This window comes from Pseudarthrobacter sp. NKDBFgelt (assembly GCF_046097905.1).
Lineage (GTDB): Bacteria > Actinomycetota > Actinomycetes > Actinomycetales > Micrococcaceae > Arthrobacter > Arthrobacter polychromogenes.
Genome location: NZ_JBJURL010000003.1, coordinates 63,717 through 81,050, shown reverse-complemented (window position 1 = coordinate 81,050; position 17,334 = coordinate 63,717). Strand labels below are relative to the sequence as shown.

The following is a 17,334-nucleotide window of genomic DNA, read 5'->3' as shown; positions in this document are numbered from 1 at the left end:
GATCCTAGCAGCCGCGCCATCCGGGTCAAGGGGAGCGGGCCCGCGTTGCTTTAGGTTTAGACAGTGAACCTCTCCGGAAACGTGGGCCCCCACCCGCACAACCTTGAAGTGCAGGACCTGGACAGCTTCGACCGCCTGGTCAGCGCCGGTGCGGTGGACATGCGCGGTTGGCACGCGCAGTCCCTGGACCTGCGGGGGAGGACCGGCGCACTGCAGAGCCTGCGCGTGGAGGGTGCCATCTTCCTGGGCTGCACCTTCGGCGACGGCGTGGAAGACCTGCTGCGCCGACGGGGCGCGCTGATCTTCCCGCGGCTGGAAACCGTGCCCTTCAACCCCTACCGGGCCGCCTTGTACTCGCCCCAGGAACTGTACGCCGGGCTGCCCGACGCCCCCTACGAAGCCCTTCCGGACGCCCGGATCTACCAGTGGAGCATCCAGCCCGGCATGCGGCACCGGCTGGACGCCACCCTGGCCTCAGCGTTGCACGACCACGCCATCGGTGACGCCTTGGACGATATGACCCGGACAGGCCCGTTGCACGGCCGGGCCATGGTGGGTGTCATGGGCGGGCATGCCGCACAGCGCGGCAGCAGCGGGTTTGCCCAGGCCGCCCTGCTGGGCAGGCTCCTCGCGCAGGACGGGTACGTGGTGGCCACCGGCGGTGGACCGGGGGCCATGGAGGCGGCAAACCTCGGCGCGTACCTCAGTGAAGTGGACGACGACGGCGTGCAGGCTGCGCTGGACATCCTCGCCTCCGTCCCCGGCTTCCGTCCCTCGGTGTCCGCGTGGGCGCGTGCGGCGGCCGCCGTCGTCGAACGCTTTCCGGGCGGTACGCCGTCGCTCGGGATCCCCACCTGGTTCTACGGGCACGAGCCGCCCAACTACTTCGCCACGCACATCGCAAAATACTTTGCCAACGCCATCCGGGAGGCGATCCTGCTGGAACTGTGCACGGGAGGAATCGTGTTCCTGCCCGGAGCTGCCGGCACCGTCCAGGAGATCTTCCAGGATGCGTGCGAAAACTACTACGGGGCACGGGAAAAGGTGACGCCCATGGTGCTGGTGGGCCGGCACCACTGGGAACGCCAGTACCCGGCCTGGCCCATGCTGCAAAGCCTTGCGGCCGGCCGGCCGATGGAGGACCGGATTTTCCTGGTGGACACTGTCCAGGAGGCGGTGGAGGTGCTGCGGCTGCCCGCCTGAGCCGTGGAGCAGCCGGCCGGTCAGAGATCCTTCCGGCACTGCGCCTTGCTGAGCTCGTAGAGCCCGTTGAGGTCCCCGGCGGACAGTCCCTCGGGGGTGCCGATCTCGGGATACATCAGCTGGGTGGGGTCGTCCACGTGGTCGAGGCCCATCACGTGGCTGAGCTCATGCAGGATCACGGCACGTGCGTACAGGTGGCCGTCCGGGTTCAGCAGTTCATCGGCGATCTGCGGCGCGTCCAGGTCCAGGCCGCCCGTGACAAAGGCCTTGGGGCCGTCGTCGTAACTGAAATGGGTGCTGCCCCCGGTGCCGATCACCTTGCCCTTGAGCTGCGGAGCCACCTCCGGTGTTGTCCAGGCGATCAGCAGCGGCGCCCAGCGCTCGCCGTAGGCCTCGGGCTGGTACGGCGGACGTTGGGGGGAGGGCTGCTCTGCGGTGGTGCCGTCGTAGATGAACCGGATGCCGGTGGCGGCGGAGATGGTGGCGATGGATTCGGTGACCAGCTGCTGCGAGCCGGCCGGTGCGAGCTCGTCATTGATGACGTAGTGCAGCGGCCTGCAGGGGGAATACCCCACCGGGCTGCCGTCCCCGTTGACGGCGAGGAAGCGGTAGGAATCGCTGCCCAGCGGCGGAGGGTCTGCGGCGGCCAGGGGAGCGTCAGACTCCTCCAGCCCCGGAGGAGGCGCGCCCAGCCGGCCCTCGGCCCGGGGCGCCTGGCCTGCTTCCCCTGCAGTGCCCGGGTCCTGCTGCCCCGCGGACTGCCCGTTTCCCGGGCCGATCCGGACGTCCAGCAGCTCTTTGAAGCGAGGGTCGTTCAGTGCCAGTGCTGCTCCGAACACAGCGCCCGCGGTCAGCGCGGCGGTAAGAATAATCTCCACGCCCCGGCGCACGCCCAGGCGGGCTTTGGTCCCCGCATGGCGCGACGGCGCGCGGTGCGGCGGCCGGTTTTCCACTAGCCTACGACGGTGCCGAAGGCCAGCCCCAGCAGGTAGGTGATGGCCGCAGCGCCCAGGCCGATGGCCAGCTGGCGGAGTCCACGCGTCAATGGCGACGTGCCGGAGAGCAGGCCCACCGTGGCGCCGGTGACCAGGAGGGCGAGGCCCACCAGAATGCCGGCCGCCACCAGGGCGGCAACCCCGGTCAGGCCAAACAGGAACGGCAGGATTGGCACGATCGCACCGGAGGCGAAGAAGCAGAAGCTGGACAGGGCCGCGCCCCACGCGGTCCCCACTGCTTCATGCTGGTCCTCGACGTCGGGCAGTTCCGGCTGCAGCGACAGGCTGGGATCGCAGTCGCAGGGCAGCAGGCCCATGCGTTCGGCCACACGGTGCTGGGCCGCTTCCTGGGTCATGCCCCGGGCCAGGTACACCAGCAGCAGTTCGTTGTGTTCCAGGTCCAGCTTGGGGGCCGCCAGCAGGGTGACCTGGGTGGGGCGCGTCGCCGCGAGCAGTTCGCGCTGCGACCGGACGGAGATGAACTCGCCGGCGCCCATGGACATGGCGCCGGCCAGCAGCCCCGCGATTCCGCTGAGCAGCACCACACTGCTGGCGACACCGGACGCGGCCATGCCCATCACCAGGGACAGGTTGCTGACCAGGCCGTCATTGGCGCCGAACACGGCGGCGCGGAAGGTGCCCGCGAGGCGGTTGCGTCCCCGGGTTGCCAGCCCCCGGACCACTTCCTCGTGGATCTGCTCGTCCGCCGCCATCGCCTCCGTGGCGTTGGGGTCCTTGGCATAAGGGGAGCGGCCCTCTGCGCGCTGGGCCAGGGCCAGCACAAACACCGACCCGAAGTGGCGGGCCAGGAACCCCAGCATCCGGCTGCGCAGCGAGGCACGCCGGGGCTTGCCCGCCCGTTCCCCCAGCAGTCCCAGCCAGTGAGCTTCATGGCGGCCCTCGGCCTCGGCCAGGGCCAGGAGAATGTCGCGCTCTTCGCCCTGGCGGTTCTGTGCCAGGTCCCGGTAGACGGCGGCTTCCGCCCGTTCGTCCGCGAGGTATTGCCGCCACCGCTTGACGTCCGACGGCGATGGCTGGGCATGCTGCCGGGCGCCGGCTGGTTCCTGGGGTGCTGAAGGTTGCGACGCTTCTGGTGTGGCGTGGCGGTTGAACCTGGCGTGCTGAGACACGGAAACTCCTGGGCTGGATGGGGCATGGCGCGGCCCCATTGCAGTGCAAGCTTACTGCGAAAATCCGCGGATTTTTGGCCGGTCAGCCTCCTCCGGATATTTCGGTGCGCCTTAAACCGGGCCAGATATTTAGGTCCCGTGGCGCGCTATTGACCACCCTTCGGTGCGGTGCTGTGATGAAGGTGTGGCGCGGCCAGCGCCCTCACTGAAAGAGCACGTCAGGCGAACAAACGGAGGTTCAATCATGAGCACCACCGGACAGCACCCGGACATGCCGCACCTGGATGCCGTAGAGGCGGATCCCGCCTATGACTACGCCGAGGATGCACCGGTAGTTGAGGACGACTGGGATACCGAGGACGACCTCCTGGACGAGGAGGAGCCGGTGGTCCAGGTTCCTCCCGTCGTGGTCGACGCCGAGGACCGCGTGGTCCCGCTGGATGACCCTGACGAGGTCCGCGAAACCGACTAGGAAACCAGAACTAAACGACGGCGGCACCTCCCCTTCGCCGGAAAGCGAAGGGGAGGTGCCGCCGTCGTGCCCTGCTCCTGCTGTTCTACCCTGCCGGGGCCTAGCGGGCAGCGGAGGGAAGGGGCGATTCTTCCGCGGCCTGCCCGGCCACGCGGCGCTGCCAGTTGCGCATAACCTGCGGGTCGGTTGGTTTGGTCAACAGGGAAACCGCGACGTAGACCAGGGCGGACGCCAGCAGGCCGTAGTAGATGGGCTCGTTGGCGTAGATGCCTTCCAGCGGTGCCTCGGCGTTGATTTCCAGGACGATCATGGTGCCCAGCGTCACCACGGAACCCACAGCCATGGATGCGGCCGCGGCGATGCCCGTACCGCGCTTCCAGACCAGTCCGCCGAGGATCGCCACGAGGAGGCCGCCCACCAGGATGTCGTAGGCAATGGTCAGGGCTGCCACCACGTCCTTGGTGATGATGGCGATGACGATCGCGATGATTCCCAGGGCAAGGACCCAGATGCGGTTGGCCTTGACGTCGTGCTCAGGGTTGTCCGAGTCCTCCGTGTTGACGTCCTTGCCGAACCAGCTGGCAACGAACGGCAGGACGTCGGCGCGGGCCACGGTTGCGGCGGCGATGAGGGCGCCCGATGCGGTGGACATCATCGCTGCCACCGCCGCTGCCAAAACCAGCCCGCCGATGCCGACGGGCAGCAGGGTCTGGGCCACCTCGGCGTAGACGTCGTCCTTGACTGCGATGTCGATGCCGGAGAGGGCCACGCTGGCGGCCATGCCGATCAGGGCGCCGGCAACGCCATAAAGAATGCAGTAGATGCCTGCGGTGGCGCCGCCCCAGCGCGCCACGGTGGGCGTTTTCGCCGTAAAGACGCGCTGCCAGATGTCCTGGCCGATCAGCAGGCCCAGGGTGTAGACGACGAAGTAGGTGATGATCGTCTGGACGCCGATGCCGTCAATCTGGAAGAAACTCTCGTCCACACGGCTGCGGATGCCTTCAAAGCCGCCCGCTGCGTTGAGCGTGAAGGGCAGCATCAGGAAGAAGATGCCCACGGTCTTGATGATGAACTGCACCTGGTCGGCCAGGGTAATGGACCACATGCCGCCCACTGTGGAGTAGACCAGCACGATGGCTCCGCCAACGCCTATCGCAATCGGACGCTCCCAGTCGAAGAGCACCACGAAGATGGTGGCGTAGGCGCCGGTGGATGTGGCGCACAGCATCAGCGTGTAAGCGAGCATCACAATGCCGGAGGCCTCCGTGGCCCTGCTGCCGTAGCGCAGGGTGAGCATCTGGGACACCGTGTAGATCTTCAGCTTTTGGATGGTCCCGGCAAAGAGGAGGCTCAGCAGCAGGACGCCGGCGCCGATGGCCACCACCAGCCACATGCCGGAGATGCCGAATTTGTAGCCGAGGCCCACGCCGCCCACGGTTGAGGCGCCGCCCAGGACGACGGCGGCCATGGTCCCGGTATAGAGGAAGGGGCCGAGGCGGCGGCCGGCAACCAGGAAGTCGCTGTTGTTCTTGGTCCGGGACTTGCCCCACCAGCCGAAGGCCAGCATCGCGAGCAGGTACACCACCACGATGGCGATGTTGATGAAACTTGCATCCATGTTGGGCTCCTTGGAGCGTGTTGGCAGCGTGGCGCACGCCGGAAGGTTGGTGGACCGGGCGCCGCTGCAGGATTTGGGGGAGTGAGGGGGGATTCTCGGCTATTGCTCTATAGGCAACAAGTGTTTCCAAAGCGTAGGCTGTGACGGTGATAACAGTCAAGACCGCGTTGGACTCCGGGCCACGCGTGCAATGAGGCGTCACAGAAGGGGCCGGCCACTAGTATTGCTCCAAAGTGGGGCCGGGCTGCCGGCCATGAAAGGTTCGTAGATGAAGGCACTGCCAGTTGAGCCGAGCAACGTCCCAGTGGCCATCGGCTCGAGGATCCGGGCCGCCCGGCAGTCGCAGCGGCTGACCATTGAGCAGGTTGCTGACGCGACGGGGCTGACCAAGGGGTTCCTCAGCAGGGTGGAGCGCGACCTTACGTCCCCGTCCGTGGCCTCCCTGGTCACGCTGTGCCAGGTCCTCTCGGTCTCCGTCGGCGACCTGTTTGCGGCGCCCGAGACGCACCTGACCAAGCGCAACGACGGGCCGCGGATCTCGCTGGGCGGGCAGGGCATCGTGGAGCGGCTCCTCACCGCGCGCTCGGAGCGGCGCGTCCAGATCATCCAGGCCTGCATCGAACCGCACGGCCGCGGCGAATCCGAGCTCTACGCGGTGGACTGCGACGTTGACGTCCTCCATGTGATCAAGGGCAGCATCCGGCTGATCCTCACCAACGAGGAGTACGACCTCAGCGCAGGGGACACCGTCACCTTCCCCGGCCGCGAGCCGCACACCTGGATCAACCCCACCGACAAGCCCGTTGAGGTTCTGTGGGTCCTGGTGCCGGCCGCCAGTCGGTAACTCCGGCCTGTCCGGCCGTCCTGTGCGCTCCCGCCCAGTTGCCCGGCCGCCCTCCGGGGATTTGCGCTGCACCGCGCCCGGCCGGCCCTCGCCCGCCGCAGGAAACTGGGCGGGAGCGTCCGAGCATCAGCCTCGGGTTGCCAGTGCAGCCCTGATCTCGGACAAAACCTGCTCTGGGTTGAACCAGATGTGCTCGGGCATGTAGCGGAGAACGGCGTAGCCCTTAACCGTGGAGGAATTGTTCCTGTCCCGGTCCCTGAGCATGTCCGCCCGCTTGGAGTGGAACGCGTAGCCGTCAATCTCCACGATAAGGAAGCCGTTGAGGAGGAAGTCCACCCTCCCAATTCCGGGTATGTGGACCTGAACTTCAAAGTCGATGCCGTTTACCCGGAAAAGATGCTGGGCGTCCACTTCAACGATGGATTCGGCGCGGAGATCCAGGTCCTGGAGAGCCCGCAGTGCCGGCGCGGACCGGTCCGCGCGGAGTTCCTGTTTCAGGAGCTCCAATGGCAGGCTGTAGAGCCGGATGGCCGACGTCGCCAGGGCAGTTGACGCTGGCGGCGGCAGGCATCCCAGCGCGTGCAGCACGACGTCTTCGACGCCCGCCAGCGGCAGGGTTGGGTGGCCGCTGAAGCGCACCGATCGGTGCCGGATGAACCCTGCGCCGTGGCCATGGTTGCAGGCCAGATGCAGTTGGGGTGGCGCCTTCCTGAGCCAGAGTCCATAGTGCGGCGCTGCGCTCGCGCAGGTCAGCCGCGCGTTGTGATGGATGGCTGCCGCCAGCTCCTTGTCGCAGTTGGGCGCGAGGAAGACTCCGCGCTTGGGTTGGTGGGCGCCACGTTGCGTGAGCCGGGCTATGTCCCTTCGCGAGTACCCGGCGTCGAGCAATTGGGCTGTCCGGGCGACTCCGCCGGCTTGTTTCAGGTGCTCGAGGATGTCCATCTGGCAATTCCAGTCGGACGGGACCGGCAATTGGAACAGTGCCCGGGCCGTATGTGGATTCGGTGGGCAGCGCTCTGCCGTACGTTCCTGCCCAGTTGGTGGCGGGCGCCCGGGCAGTCCTTTCCGGCTGAGCGCGGTCGGCCCGCGGACCGCGTGGTGCGGCAGGGCCGGGGTCCGGTGGCAACTGGGGAGGAATGCGCGGCGAGAGTGGATCCAGGACGGGACCCTGCCGATGAAGTAAACAAGTGGTGCACATAGGGAAACCACCTGTATGATTGCAGTCACATCAGTCCCTCAACTCCTCGAAGGAGAGGCCTCCATTGGAAGAGCTGCGCATCGAAGCCAACGGCAACCTTGGCCCCATCGATTCATCCCGGATTCCCCGTTACGCGGGAGCTGCCACCTATGCCCGCCTTCCCCGCCTGGACCAGGTGGCCAAGGCCGATGTCACGGTGGTGGGCGTGCCCTTCGATTCCGGCGTCTCCTACCGCCCGGGTGCCCGGTTCGGCGCCAACCACGTCCGTGAAGCAAGCCGGCTGCTGCGCCCCTACAACCCGGCATGGGACGTCAGCCCCTTCGAGAACATCCAGGTAGCCGACGCCGGGGACATGGCCGTCAACCCGTTCAACATCAACGAGGCCATCGAAACCATCCAGCAGAACGCCCTGGACCTCACGGCGGGCGGCGGCAAACTGGTGACCCTGGGCGGTGACCACACCATCGCTTTGCCGCTCCTCCGCGCCGCTGCCGAGCGTGCCGGCGGGCCCATCGCCATGCTGCACTTTGATGCGCACCTGGATACCTGGGACACCTACTTCGGGGCCGAGTACACGCATGGCACCCCGTTCCGCCGGGCCGTCGAGGAAGGCATCCTGGACACGGAAGCCATCAGCCACATCGGCACCCGCGGCCCCCTCTACGGCAAAAAGGACCTCGACGACGACCATCGCTTCGGGTTCGGCATCGTCACCTCTGCCGACGTCTACTACCAGGGCGTCCTGGAAACCGTGGCCAAGATCCGTGACCGGATCGGCAACCGCCCGCTGTACATCTCCGTTGACATCGACGTCCTGGACCCCGCCCACGCCCCGGGCACCGGCACCCCCGAAGCGGGCGGCATCACCAGCCGCGAGCTGCTGGAAATCATCCGCGGCTTCCGCGGCATGAACCTCGTGGGAGCGGACATCGTGGAGGTGGCCCCCGCCTACGACCACGCCGAGATTACCGGCGTGGCCGCCAGCCATGTCGCCTACGAACTGGTCACCCTGATGGCCGACAACGCCGTGCCAGGCGACCGCTTCGGAGAAGCCAACGGTTACGCCGCCCAGGCCCTCGGCCAGGAATCCCGCCGCCCGGCAGGCTTCGCCCCGGCAGGCAAGGCGTAGCCGGATGGGCGACGTCACTGCGGGCGCGGCTGCCGCACCCGCTGCAAAGAATCCGGGCCCGGGAGTGCGCAACGGCGGGGACCTCGTCGTCGAAACCCTTGAGGCGCTGGGCGCCAAAACCGTCTTTGGCATCCCGGGCCAGCACGCCCTGGGCCTCTTCGATGCCATGGGCCGCGGCAACCTGCAGTTCGTCTCCTCCCGGGTGGAAAACAACAGTGCCTTTGCCGCGGACGGGTATTCCCGGGCGACGGGCGAGGTGGGTGTCCTGTTCCTGTCCACCGGGCCCGGCGCGCTGACGTCCCTGGCCGGGCTGCAGGAAGCCTACGCCACGGGGGTTCCCATGGTTGTGGTGGCCAGCCAGATCCCGCTCGAGGGCCTGGGGGCCAGGCGCAAGGGCATGCTGCACCAGCTCGATGACCAGAAGGCGTCGGCGGCCAACGTCACCAAGAGCCAGCGTCTGATCCAGCACGCGTCCGGCATCCCGTCTGCCATCCAGGACGCCTGGACCGAGGCGATCTCCTCGCCCCAGGGTCCCGTCTGGCTGGAGATCCCGCAGAACGTCCTGCTCGATCCCATCATGGTGCCCCCGGTGGAGGATGCGCTCGCCGAGGCGGCGGACAATCCGCCCCGGGTGGAGCTGGTCCGGGAAGCGGTGAAATGGCTGCAGTCCGCGGAACGTCCGGCCATCATCGCCGGCGGCGGCACGCGGCGGGGCCGGGCCGAAAAGTCCCTGCTCTCAATTGCCGAGAAGCTTCATGCACCCGTGATCTGCACGCCGGGCGGAAACGGTGCCTTCCCCTGGAACCACGAGCTCTCGCTGCAGTCCTGGATCGAGGACCGCTACATGACCGACCTGCTGGAAGACGCGGACGTCCTGGTGGTGATCGGATCGTCCCTGGGCGAGGTCACCTCCAACTACTTCACGTTCGAGCCCCGCGGCCGGATCATCCAGATCGACGCCGAACCGAGGGTCCTGGAGTCCAACCGCCCCGGGCTGGGGATCCGGGCAGACGCAGGCCAGGCGCTCGCCGCCCTTGATGAAGCCCTGGACGCCGGGGGCGGCCGGACAGCGCCCACCTGGCACGGAAAGCCGCCCGAGGAACTGGTCAAGGAATCCCTGGCGAAGGTCCGCGCACGCCTGGAGTCGCAGGACCTGGCCAAGGAACTGACGTTCATGGCGGACATCCGCGAGGCGGTACCGGCGGACATGCAGACCTTCTGGGACATGACCATCGCGGCATACTGGGGCTGGAGCTGCTGGGACGCCCGCGAGGGCCAATTCCATTCGGCCCAGGGCGCCGGCGGGCTGGGCTTCGGCTTCCCGGCAGCCATCGGAGCGGCCGTGGGACTCGAAACGGTGGGCAGGCCCGCTGGCTCTGCCCGGGTACTCGCAGTGTCCGGCGACGGATCCTCGATGTACTCCATCTCTGAACTTGCCACCGCGAGGCAGCACAACGTTCCGGTTACCTGGCTGATTGTGGACGACGGCGGCTACGGCATCCTGCGCGAATACATGGTGGGCGCCTTCGGCAAAGCCACGGCCACCGAACTGGCACGGCCGGACTTCGTCAAACTTGCCGAGGCTTTCGGTGTGCCTGCCGTCAAGGTGGCGCCGGAGGGCGTGGGGGATGCGCTGAAGGCGGGATTCGCCGCTGACGGGCCGAACGTCGTCGTGGTGGAAACCCTGCTGAAGATGTTTGCGCCCACGCACCTGGCGGATTGACCAGCCCGTCCTTCTGGCCAGCCCCTCCTCCTGACCTTGAACTCCCTGAGGCCCCAGCTCGCACAGAGCTGGGGCCTTTCGCGTGCACCCCAGCAAGCGATTAGTTTCCCAAAGCAACAACTTTTAATATATAGTTGCTTCAGGCAAACAACTGAGGAGCCCTTCAACCATGGCAGTAGCGCCGGACACGGCAGCAGATCTTGTGTACCAGATCTTCGACCTCCAGCGGGCGGTGCGGTGCATCGCCACCGCCAGCGTGCGTGGGCAGGACACGGGGGTGGCGCTCCAGGGCGTGCTGCGCTTCGTGGGGGAGGGGGAGTCCCGGGCCACGCGGCTCGCCGAGCGGCTGGGAGTCAGCGCGCCGGTGCTCAGCCGGCACATCGCGGACCTGGAGGAGCACGGGCTGGTGGTCCGCAGGCAGGACCCCGACGACGGCCGGGCCCAACTGGTTGCCCTGACTGCCCTGGGAGCGGAAAAACTCCGCCACATCGAGGACCAGCGGACGGCGGTCCTGCAGGAGTACCTGCGCGACTGGAGCGAGGAAGACGCCGGCAACACGGCCAGAATCCTGCACAAACTCACCGATTCACTCAAGCAATCAGCCCGGGCAACGGCGGCCGGCACCATCACAACCACCGCTTAGGAGCAGACCTATGGCAAGAACTGCCGCCCCCGCCACATCAGCAGGCGCCCCCGCGGGCACTCCGCCCGAGATGTCCCACCGCCAGATCATGGAAGCCCTCACCGGGCTCCTCGCCGCCTTCTTCACGGCGATCCTCAGCAGCACCATCGTGGCCAACGCGCTGCCCACCATCATGTCCGACCTGCACGGCACCCAGACCGACTTCGCCTGGGTCATCACCGCCGCGCTGCTGGCCAACGCCGCCACCACCCCCATCTGGGGCAAACTCGCCGACCTCTACAACAAGAAGGTCCTGGTCCAGCTCAGCATCATCATCTTCGTTGCCGGCTCCGTCATGGCCGGCCTGTCCGAAACCATCCCGCTGCTGCTAGGTGCCCGCGTGATCCAGGGCGTGGCCATGGGCGGACTCACGGCACTGTCCCAGGCCATCATCGGCACCATGATCCCGCCGCGGAACCGAGGGAAATACTCCGGGTACATGGGCGCGGTCATGGCAGTCGGCACCGCCGGCGGACCGCTGCTGGGCGGCTTCATCGTGGACAGCCCGCTCGGCTGGCGCTGGACCTTCTTCGTCTGCGTGCCGCTCGCCGTCGTCGCCCTCATCCTGCTGCAGGTCACCCTCAAAATCAGCCACGTCCGCCGTCCCGCCAAGATCGACTGGCTGGGCTCCATCCTGCTGACCTCCGGTGTGAGCCTCCTGCTGATCTGGGTCTCGTTCGCCGGCAACCCCGCCTACTACGACTGGATTTCCTGGCAGACGGCCGCCATGGTGGGCGGCGGCATCCTCCTGCTGGCCCTGCTGGTACTGGTGGAATCCAAGGTGGAGCAGCCCATCATCCCGCTCAAGATCATCTCCGAACGCACCACGGCACTGGCCATCCTCGCCTCCGTCGCCGTAGGCGTGGCAATGTTCGGGTCATCCACCTTCCTGGGCCAGTACTTCCAGGTGGCGCGCGGCGCCAGCCCCACGGAAGCCGGGCTCCTGACCCTTCCCATGATCGCCGGAAACCTTGTTGGTTCAGTGGCCTCGGGACAGCTGATCAGCCGGACGGGCAAGTGGAAGGGCTACCTGATCGCCGGTTCCATCCTGCTGATCGGCGGGCTGGGACTGTCCGGAACCCTGGACCACACCACAGAACTCTGGCATGCAGGGGTCTTCACCGCAGTGCTGGGCCTTGGACTGGGCATGCTGATGCAGAACCTCGTTCTGGCCGTGCAGAACACTGTCCGGGCTTCAGATATCGGCACGGCAAGTGCATCGGTTGCCTTTTTCCGGTCCGTGGGCGGCGCCATCGGCGTCTCCGTCCTGGGCGCCATCCTGGCCAACCGCGTCAGCGAGCTGGCCACCCAGGGCCTGGCAGCCGCAGGCATACCCGTCGAAGGAGGCACAGCCGGTGCCAGCATGGACCTGGCGCACATGCCGGAACCTGTCCGCGACATCATGCGGGCCGCCTACGGTGACGCCACCGCGGAAGTGTTCCTGATCTCCGCCGCCGTGGCCGTCGTGGCGCTGGTGTCCGTGCTGTTCATCAAGGAGAAACCCCTCCGGCGCACCGTGGACATCCAGCCCGGTGCTGAGGAAAAGAGCACGACGGCGGAGCTCGCCCAGGCTGGTAGGTGACCCTGAGGGGTAATCCCCGCGGATGATCTTTCCCGGAGCCTGTTTCACCACGGGGAGGAGTTTCGTAGAGTGGGAAGGCTGAGGATGTCGGCCCCGGCTGCTACTACTTAAGCCTCCTAATCTTGACGAACCCATCATCGAACTCATCCCTAAGGACCCGTGGGCATGCTCCTCACCCTCGTACGGCGGTTTTCCAGGCCGTATAGGCCGTTCATCGCGGCCGTCATTGTGTTCCAGCTGGCGTCCACCATCGCGGCGCTGTACCTGCCCAGCCTGAACGCCCAGATCATCGACCAGGGGGTGTCCCGCGGGGACACCGACTTCATCTGGCGGACGGGCGCGGTGATGCTGGCGGTGGCGTTCCTCCAGGTGGGCACCGCCATTGCAGGTGTGTACTTCGGCTCGAAGACGGCCATGGCCATGGGCCGTGACCTGCGCCGCGGGGTGTTCCGCAAGGTCACCAGCTTCTCGGCCATGGACGTCAACGCCTTCGGTGCCCCAACGCTCATCACCCGCGGCACCAACGACGTCCAGCAGGTCCAGATGCTCGTGCTGATGGGCCTGAACTTCATGGTGGCAACGCCCATTATGTGCATTGGCGGCATCATCATGGCGCTGCGCGAGGACCTCAACCTGTCCTGGCTGGTGTGGGTTTCCGTGCCCCTCCTGACCGTGGTGGTGGGGTACCTGGTGGTCCGGCTCATGCCGCTGTTCCGGTCCATGCAGAAAAAGATCGACCGCATCAACGCCGTCCTGCGCGAGCAGATCATCGGCATCCGGGTGGTCCGCGCCTTCGTCCGGGAGCCGTATGAAACGGAGCGCTTTGGCGGAGCGAACAAGGAACTGACGGATGTCTCGCTGAAGATCGGCGCCCTGTTTGTCCTGATGTTCCCTGCCATCGGCATGATCCTCCACCTGTCCACCGCGGCCGTGCTGTGGTTTGGCGGGCAGCGCGTGGACTCCGGCGAGATGCAGGTGGGCGCCCTGACCGCCTTCCTGCAGTACCTGCTGCAGATCCTGATGGCGGTCATGATGGGCACCTTCATGGCCATGATGATCCCGCGCGCGTCAGTCTGCGCGGACCGTATTGGCGAGCTGCTCGACGTCGAGCCCTCCATCCACGATCCTGAACGCCCGGAGGTGCCGGGCACGCTGGCCGGCGTGGTGGAGTACCGGAACGTCACCTTCGCCTACCCTGGCGCCGAGTCGCCGGTGCTGAGCAACATCAGCTTCACGGCACAGCCCGGCCAGACCATCGCGATCATCGGATCCACCGGCTCGGGAAAAACCTCCCTCCTGTCCCTCCTGCCCCGGCTCTACGACCCCGCGGAGGGGGAGGTCCTGCTGGACGGGGTCCCGGTCAGCAGGATGGACCGGGCCGACATCACCCGGCGGGTGGCCATGGTGCCGCAGCGGCCATATCTCTTCTCCGGAACCATCGAGCACAACCTGAGGTTCGGAAAGACCGGGGCCACTGACCAGGAACTGTGGGACGCACTGCAGGTGGCGCAGGGCGACGAGTTTGTCCGCGCCAAGAAGAACGGCCTCGGATCCCGCATCTCCCAGGGCGGGACCAACGTCTCCGGCGGCCAGCGCCAGCGCATCTGCATCGCCAGGGCACTCGTGAGCAGGCCCCGCGTGTACCTCTTCGACGATTCTTTCTCCGCACTGGACGTGGCCACAGATGCCCGGCTCCGAGCCGCGCTGAAGGGCATCACCGCAGACGCCACCGTGATCATCGTGGCGCAGCGGATCTCCACCATCACCGAGGCGGACCAGATTCTGGTGCTGGACAACGGACGCATCGTGGACCGCGGTACGCACCAGGAACTCCTGGAAACCTCGCCCACCTACCAGGAAATCGTTGAATCCCAGCTGAGCGTGGAGGAAATGGCATGAACGCCCGCAGGAAGGACTCCACCGAGATCAGAGAAACAGCAGCTGCCCAGGACGCACCCGACGCGGAGTTGGTGGACAAACCCGTCGAGGACGACGACTTCGTGGAGGAGGAGTTCAAGCCCTCCGAAGCCGACGGAGACATGTTCGGCGGGATGCCCGCCAAGAAAGCCCAACACTTCTGGCCCTCCGCCAAGCGGCTGATGGGGCTGCTGAAGCCTGAGGCACTGGGAATCTACGTGGTGGTGGGCATGGTGGTGATCGCCGTGGTCCTGAACGTCATCGCCCCCAAGATCCTGGGCCAGGCCATGGACGTCATCTTCGCCGGAGTGGTGGGAAAGCAGCTTCCGGCAGGCGCCAGCAAGGAACAGTTCGTGGACGGTCTGCGCCAGCAGGGCCAGGACAACTTTGCGGACATGGTCTCCCGGATGGAACTGGTGCCCGGCACCGGCATCAACTTCGACAAGCTCAGCATGCTCATCGCGGTGGTCCTGCTGATGTACTTCGTGGCCAACATCTTCCTCTGGCTGCAGGGCTACGTGCTGAACCGCATCGTGATGAAGGTGATCCGGCGGCTCCGCGATGACACCGAACGGAAGCTGAACCGCCTCCCGCTCAACTACTTCGACACCCGCCAGCGCGGCGACGTGCTGTCCCGGGTAACGAACGACGTCGACAACATCCAGCAGGCGCTCCAGCAGGCCTTCGCCCAGCTCATCAACTCGTTGCTGACCGTCATCGGCATCGTGGTGATGATGTTCATCGTCTCCTGGCAGCTGGCCCTGATAGCGCTGGTTGCCCTTCCCCTCTCTGGGGTGGCAGCGGGCATGATTGGCGTGCGCAGCCAGAAGCTCTTTGCCGCCCAGTGGAAGAACACGGGGGCGCTGAACGGGCAGATCGAGGAATCCTTCTCGGGGCATGACCTGGTGAGGGTGTTCGGCCGCGACGCGGACATGCTGGAACGGTTCGAGGAACGCAACGAGGAACTGTACAAGGCCAGCTTCGGGGCGCAGTTCGTCTCCGGCATCATCTTCCCGGTCATGCAGTTTGTCTCCTACCTCAGCTACGTGGGCATCGCCGTGGTGGGCGGATTGCGGGTGGCTTCCGGGTCCATGTCCCTGGGCGACGCCACCGCGTTCATCCAGTACTCCCGCGAGTTCACGCAGCCGCTGGGCCAGATGGCCGGCATGGCAAACATGCTGCAGTCCGGCGTGGCCTCCGCTGAACGGGTCTTCGAGTTCCTCGACGCCGACGAGCAGGACGAGGAAACCGCCACCGAACACCTCCCGGCCAGGACTGACGGGCACGTTGACTTCAACAACGTCACCTTCAGCTACACCGAGGACAAAAAACTGATCGAGGACCTGTCCTTCACCGCCGAACCGGGAAACACCGTGGCCATCGTGGGGCCCACCGGCGCCGGAAAGACCACCCTGGTCAACCTGGTCATGAGGTTCTACGAGCTCAATGCCGGATCCATCATGCTGGACGGCGTGGACATCACCCACCTCAGCCGCTCCGAACTCCGCTCCAAGGTGGGCATGGTGCTGCAGGATGCCTGGCTGTTCGGCGGGTCCATCTACGACAACATCCGCTACGGCAACCTCGAAGCCACCGAGGAACAGGTGATGGCCGCCGCCAAAGCCACTTTCGTGGACCGCTTCGTGCGGGCCCTTCCGGAGGGCTACAACACCGTCATCGACGAGGAAGGCAACAACGTCAGTGCCGGCGAGAAACAGCTGATCACCATCGCCCGTGCCTTCGTGGCGAATCCCTCGCTGCTGATCCTCGATGAGGCCACCAGCTCCGTTGACACCCGCACCGAGCTGCTGGTGCAGAAGGCCATGGCCGCGCTCCGCACGGACCGCACCAGCTTTGTGATTGCCCACCGGCTCTCAACAATCCGCGACGCCGACACCATCCTGGTGATGGAAAACGGCAGGATCGTGGAACAGGGCAACCACAAGGTCCTCCTCGCCGCGAGAGGCGCGTACTACCGCCTGTACATGTCCCAGTTCGCCGGGTCCGACGCAGAGGACGTCCCGGTGGACGATTCGACGGCGGTGCACAGTTGAGCAGCAACGGAAGCCAGCGGATCGAGGTCCTCATCCCCATGCGCTGGGGAGACATGGACGCCTACGGGCACATCAACAACGTGCAAATTGTTCGGATGCTAGAGGAAGCCCGCATCGCGGCCTTCGGCCCGCCCCGCGGTGCCGGCCTGCCCGGAGTTGACCCGCACGTCTCCCTGTTCAACGACGTCCCGGACGGCACCATGGCTTTGGTGGTGGACCACAAGATCCGGTACGTCAGGACTCTTGAGTACCGGAACGTGCCGGCCGTGGTGCAGGTGTGGATTGGCGCCGTCAAAGGGGCCAGCTTCGACATCCACTACCTCATCCAGGACCCGGTCACCCTGGAGGACTGCGTCAAGGCGAGCAGCCACCTGGCGTTCGTGGATGAGGCCACAGGCCGCGTGCAGCGGCTGACGCCTGAACAAAAGGAACGCCTGGCGCCGTTCACGGCCTGACGCGAATGGGCCGGTACAGGCACGCCCCGTTGCGCAGGAGCAGCAAGCACCGGAAACTGAAAACCTAAACAAGGAGCAAACATGGCCCAGAAAAAGACCTGGAAAGAAATGTCCCCGTCAGCAAAGGCCGGCACCATCCTGGTGGCCATCGCGCAGGTGTCCCTGCTGGTGGCAGCGCAGCGGGACATTTCGAAGCGGCCCGCGGCACTCATCAACGGTCCCAAAGCCGCATGGCGGGCAGCATCCTTCATTAACTTCATCGGCCCCGTGGGCTACTTCACCTTCGGCCGGAAGCGTCCCGGCGCCGGCAAGTAGCCGCACCGGGGCTGCCG

15 protein-coding genes are annotated in these 17,334 nt (G+C 66.4%); 11 read left to right on the top strand and 4 right to left on the bottom strand.

Translation table 11 applies throughout. The features are described from left to right. The first annotated feature begins 63 nt into the window (after positions 1-63). Positions 64-1,203: an LOG family protein gene (locus tag ACKAE7_RS01625; protein WP_408978348.1), complete on the top strand. Its 1,140-nt coding sequence runs from the start codon at positions 64-66 to the stop codon at positions 1,201-1,203. A 20-nt stretch (positions 1,204-1,223) separates the two neighbouring features. Here ACKAE7_RS01625 and ACKAE7_RS01620 read toward each other — a convergent pair whose 3' ends face one another. Next, the gene (locus ACKAE7_RS01620) at positions 1,224-2,156 is read right to left on the bottom strand and encodes a matrixin family metalloprotease (protein WP_408978347.1); all 933 of its coding nucleotides are present in this window, start codon (positions 2,154-2,156) and stop codon (positions 1,224-1,226) included. Further along, positions 2,156-3,328, bottom strand: a complete 1,173-nt coding sequence (locus tag ACKAE7_RS01615; RefSeq protein ID WP_408978346.1) for a VIT1/CCC1 transporter family protein — start codon at positions 3,326-3,328, stop codon at positions 2,156-2,158. Before ACKAE7_RS01615 ends, ACKAE7_RS01620 begins: the two co-directional genes overlap by 1 nt. 244 nt (positions 3,329-3,572) lie before the next feature. Between ACKAE7_RS01615 and ACKAE7_RS01610 the strand changes: the two genes are divergently transcribed. Beyond that, positions 3,573-3,800 carry a hypothetical protein gene (locus ACKAE7_RS01610; RefSeq protein WP_188811155.1) on the top strand — a complete coding sequence of 76 codons (228 nt, stop codon included), beginning with the start codon at positions 3,573-3,575 and terminating at the stop codon, positions 3,798-3,800. A 100-nt stretch (positions 3,801-3,900) separates the two neighbouring features. Here ACKAE7_RS01610 and ACKAE7_RS01605 read toward each other — a convergent pair whose 3' ends face one another. Beyond that, positions 3,901-5,418 (bottom strand): sodium:solute symporter, encoded by a 1,518-nt coding sequence (locus ACKAE7_RS01605; protein ID WP_400618989.1) that lies wholly within the window; start codon positions 5,416-5,418, stop codon positions 3,901-3,903. A 268-nt stretch (positions 5,419-5,686) separates the two neighbouring features. Here ACKAE7_RS01605 and ACKAE7_RS01600 point away from each other — a divergent pair, with 268 nt between their 5' ends. After that, a complete protein-coding gene (locus tag ACKAE7_RS01600; RefSeq protein WP_104186205.1) occupies positions 5,687-6,262 on the top strand; it encodes a cupin domain-containing protein in 576 nt (191 codons plus the stop codon). Positions 6,263-6,388: 126 nt separating this feature from the next. On the opposite strand, the gene ACKAE7_RS01595 is transcribed toward ACKAE7_RS01600, so the two are convergent. Continuing rightward, positions 6,389-7,204: a DUF559 domain-containing protein gene (locus ACKAE7_RS01595; RefSeq protein ID WP_408978345.1), complete on the bottom strand. Its 816-nt coding sequence runs from the start codon at positions 7,202-7,204 to the stop codon at positions 6,389-6,391. 320 nt (positions 7,205-7,524) lie between these two features. On the opposite strand from ACKAE7_RS01595, the gene speB reads away from it, so the two are divergent. The 8 genes from speB to ACKAE7_RS01555 all read left to right on the top strand — a co-directional run bounded on the left by speB (position 7,525) and on the right by ACKAE7_RS01555 (position 17,317). Further along, positions 7,525-8,589, top strand: a complete 1,065-nt coding sequence (speB, locus tag ACKAE7_RS01590) for an agmatinase (RefSeq protein ID WP_408978344.1) — start codon at positions 7,525-7,527, stop codon at positions 8,587-8,589. A 4-nt stretch (positions 8,590-8,593) separates the two neighbouring features. After that, positions 8,594-10,312, top strand: coding sequence for a thiamine pyrophosphate-binding protein (locus tag ACKAE7_RS01585; RefSeq protein ID WP_408978343.1), 1,719 nt, complete (start codon positions 8,594-8,596; stop codon positions 10,310-10,312). Positions 10,313-10,481: 169 nt separating this feature from the next. Further along, positions 10,482-10,955, top strand: a complete 474-nt coding sequence (locus tag ACKAE7_RS01580; protein ID WP_188811158.1) for a MarR family winged helix-turn-helix transcriptional regulator — start codon at positions 10,482-10,484, stop codon at positions 10,953-10,955. A 10-nt stretch (positions 10,956-10,965) separates the two neighbouring features. Continuing rightward, positions 10,966-12,576, top strand: a complete 1,611-nt coding sequence (locus ACKAE7_RS01575) for an MFS transporter (RefSeq protein WP_408978342.1) — start codon at positions 10,966-10,968, stop codon at positions 12,574-12,576. Positions 12,577-12,741: 165 nt separating this feature from the next. After that, positions 12,742-14,475 (top strand): ABC transporter ATP-binding protein, encoded by a 1,734-nt coding sequence (locus tag ACKAE7_RS01570; RefSeq protein WP_408978341.1) that lies wholly within the window; start codon positions 12,742-12,744, stop codon positions 14,473-14,475. Continuing rightward, positions 14,472-16,547: an ABC transporter ATP-binding protein gene (locus tag ACKAE7_RS01565; protein WP_321202290.1), complete on the top strand. Its 2,076-nt coding sequence runs from the start codon at positions 14,472-14,474 to the stop codon at positions 16,545-16,547. The genes ACKAE7_RS01570 and ACKAE7_RS01565 overlap by 4 nt, the downstream gene beginning before the upstream one ends. 38 nt (positions 16,548-16,585) lie before the next feature. Then, positions 16,586-17,002, top strand: coding sequence for a thioesterase family protein (locus tag ACKAE7_RS01560; RefSeq protein ID WP_190611476.1), 417 nt, complete (start codon positions 16,586-16,588; stop codon positions 17,000-17,002). 81 nt (positions 17,003-17,083) lie between these two features. Further along, positions 17,084-17,317, top strand: a complete 234-nt coding sequence (locus ACKAE7_RS01555) for a PLDc N-terminal domain-containing protein (RefSeq protein WP_104186210.1) — start codon at positions 17,084-17,086, stop codon at positions 17,315-17,317. Positions 17,318-17,334 lie beyond the last annotated feature (17 nt).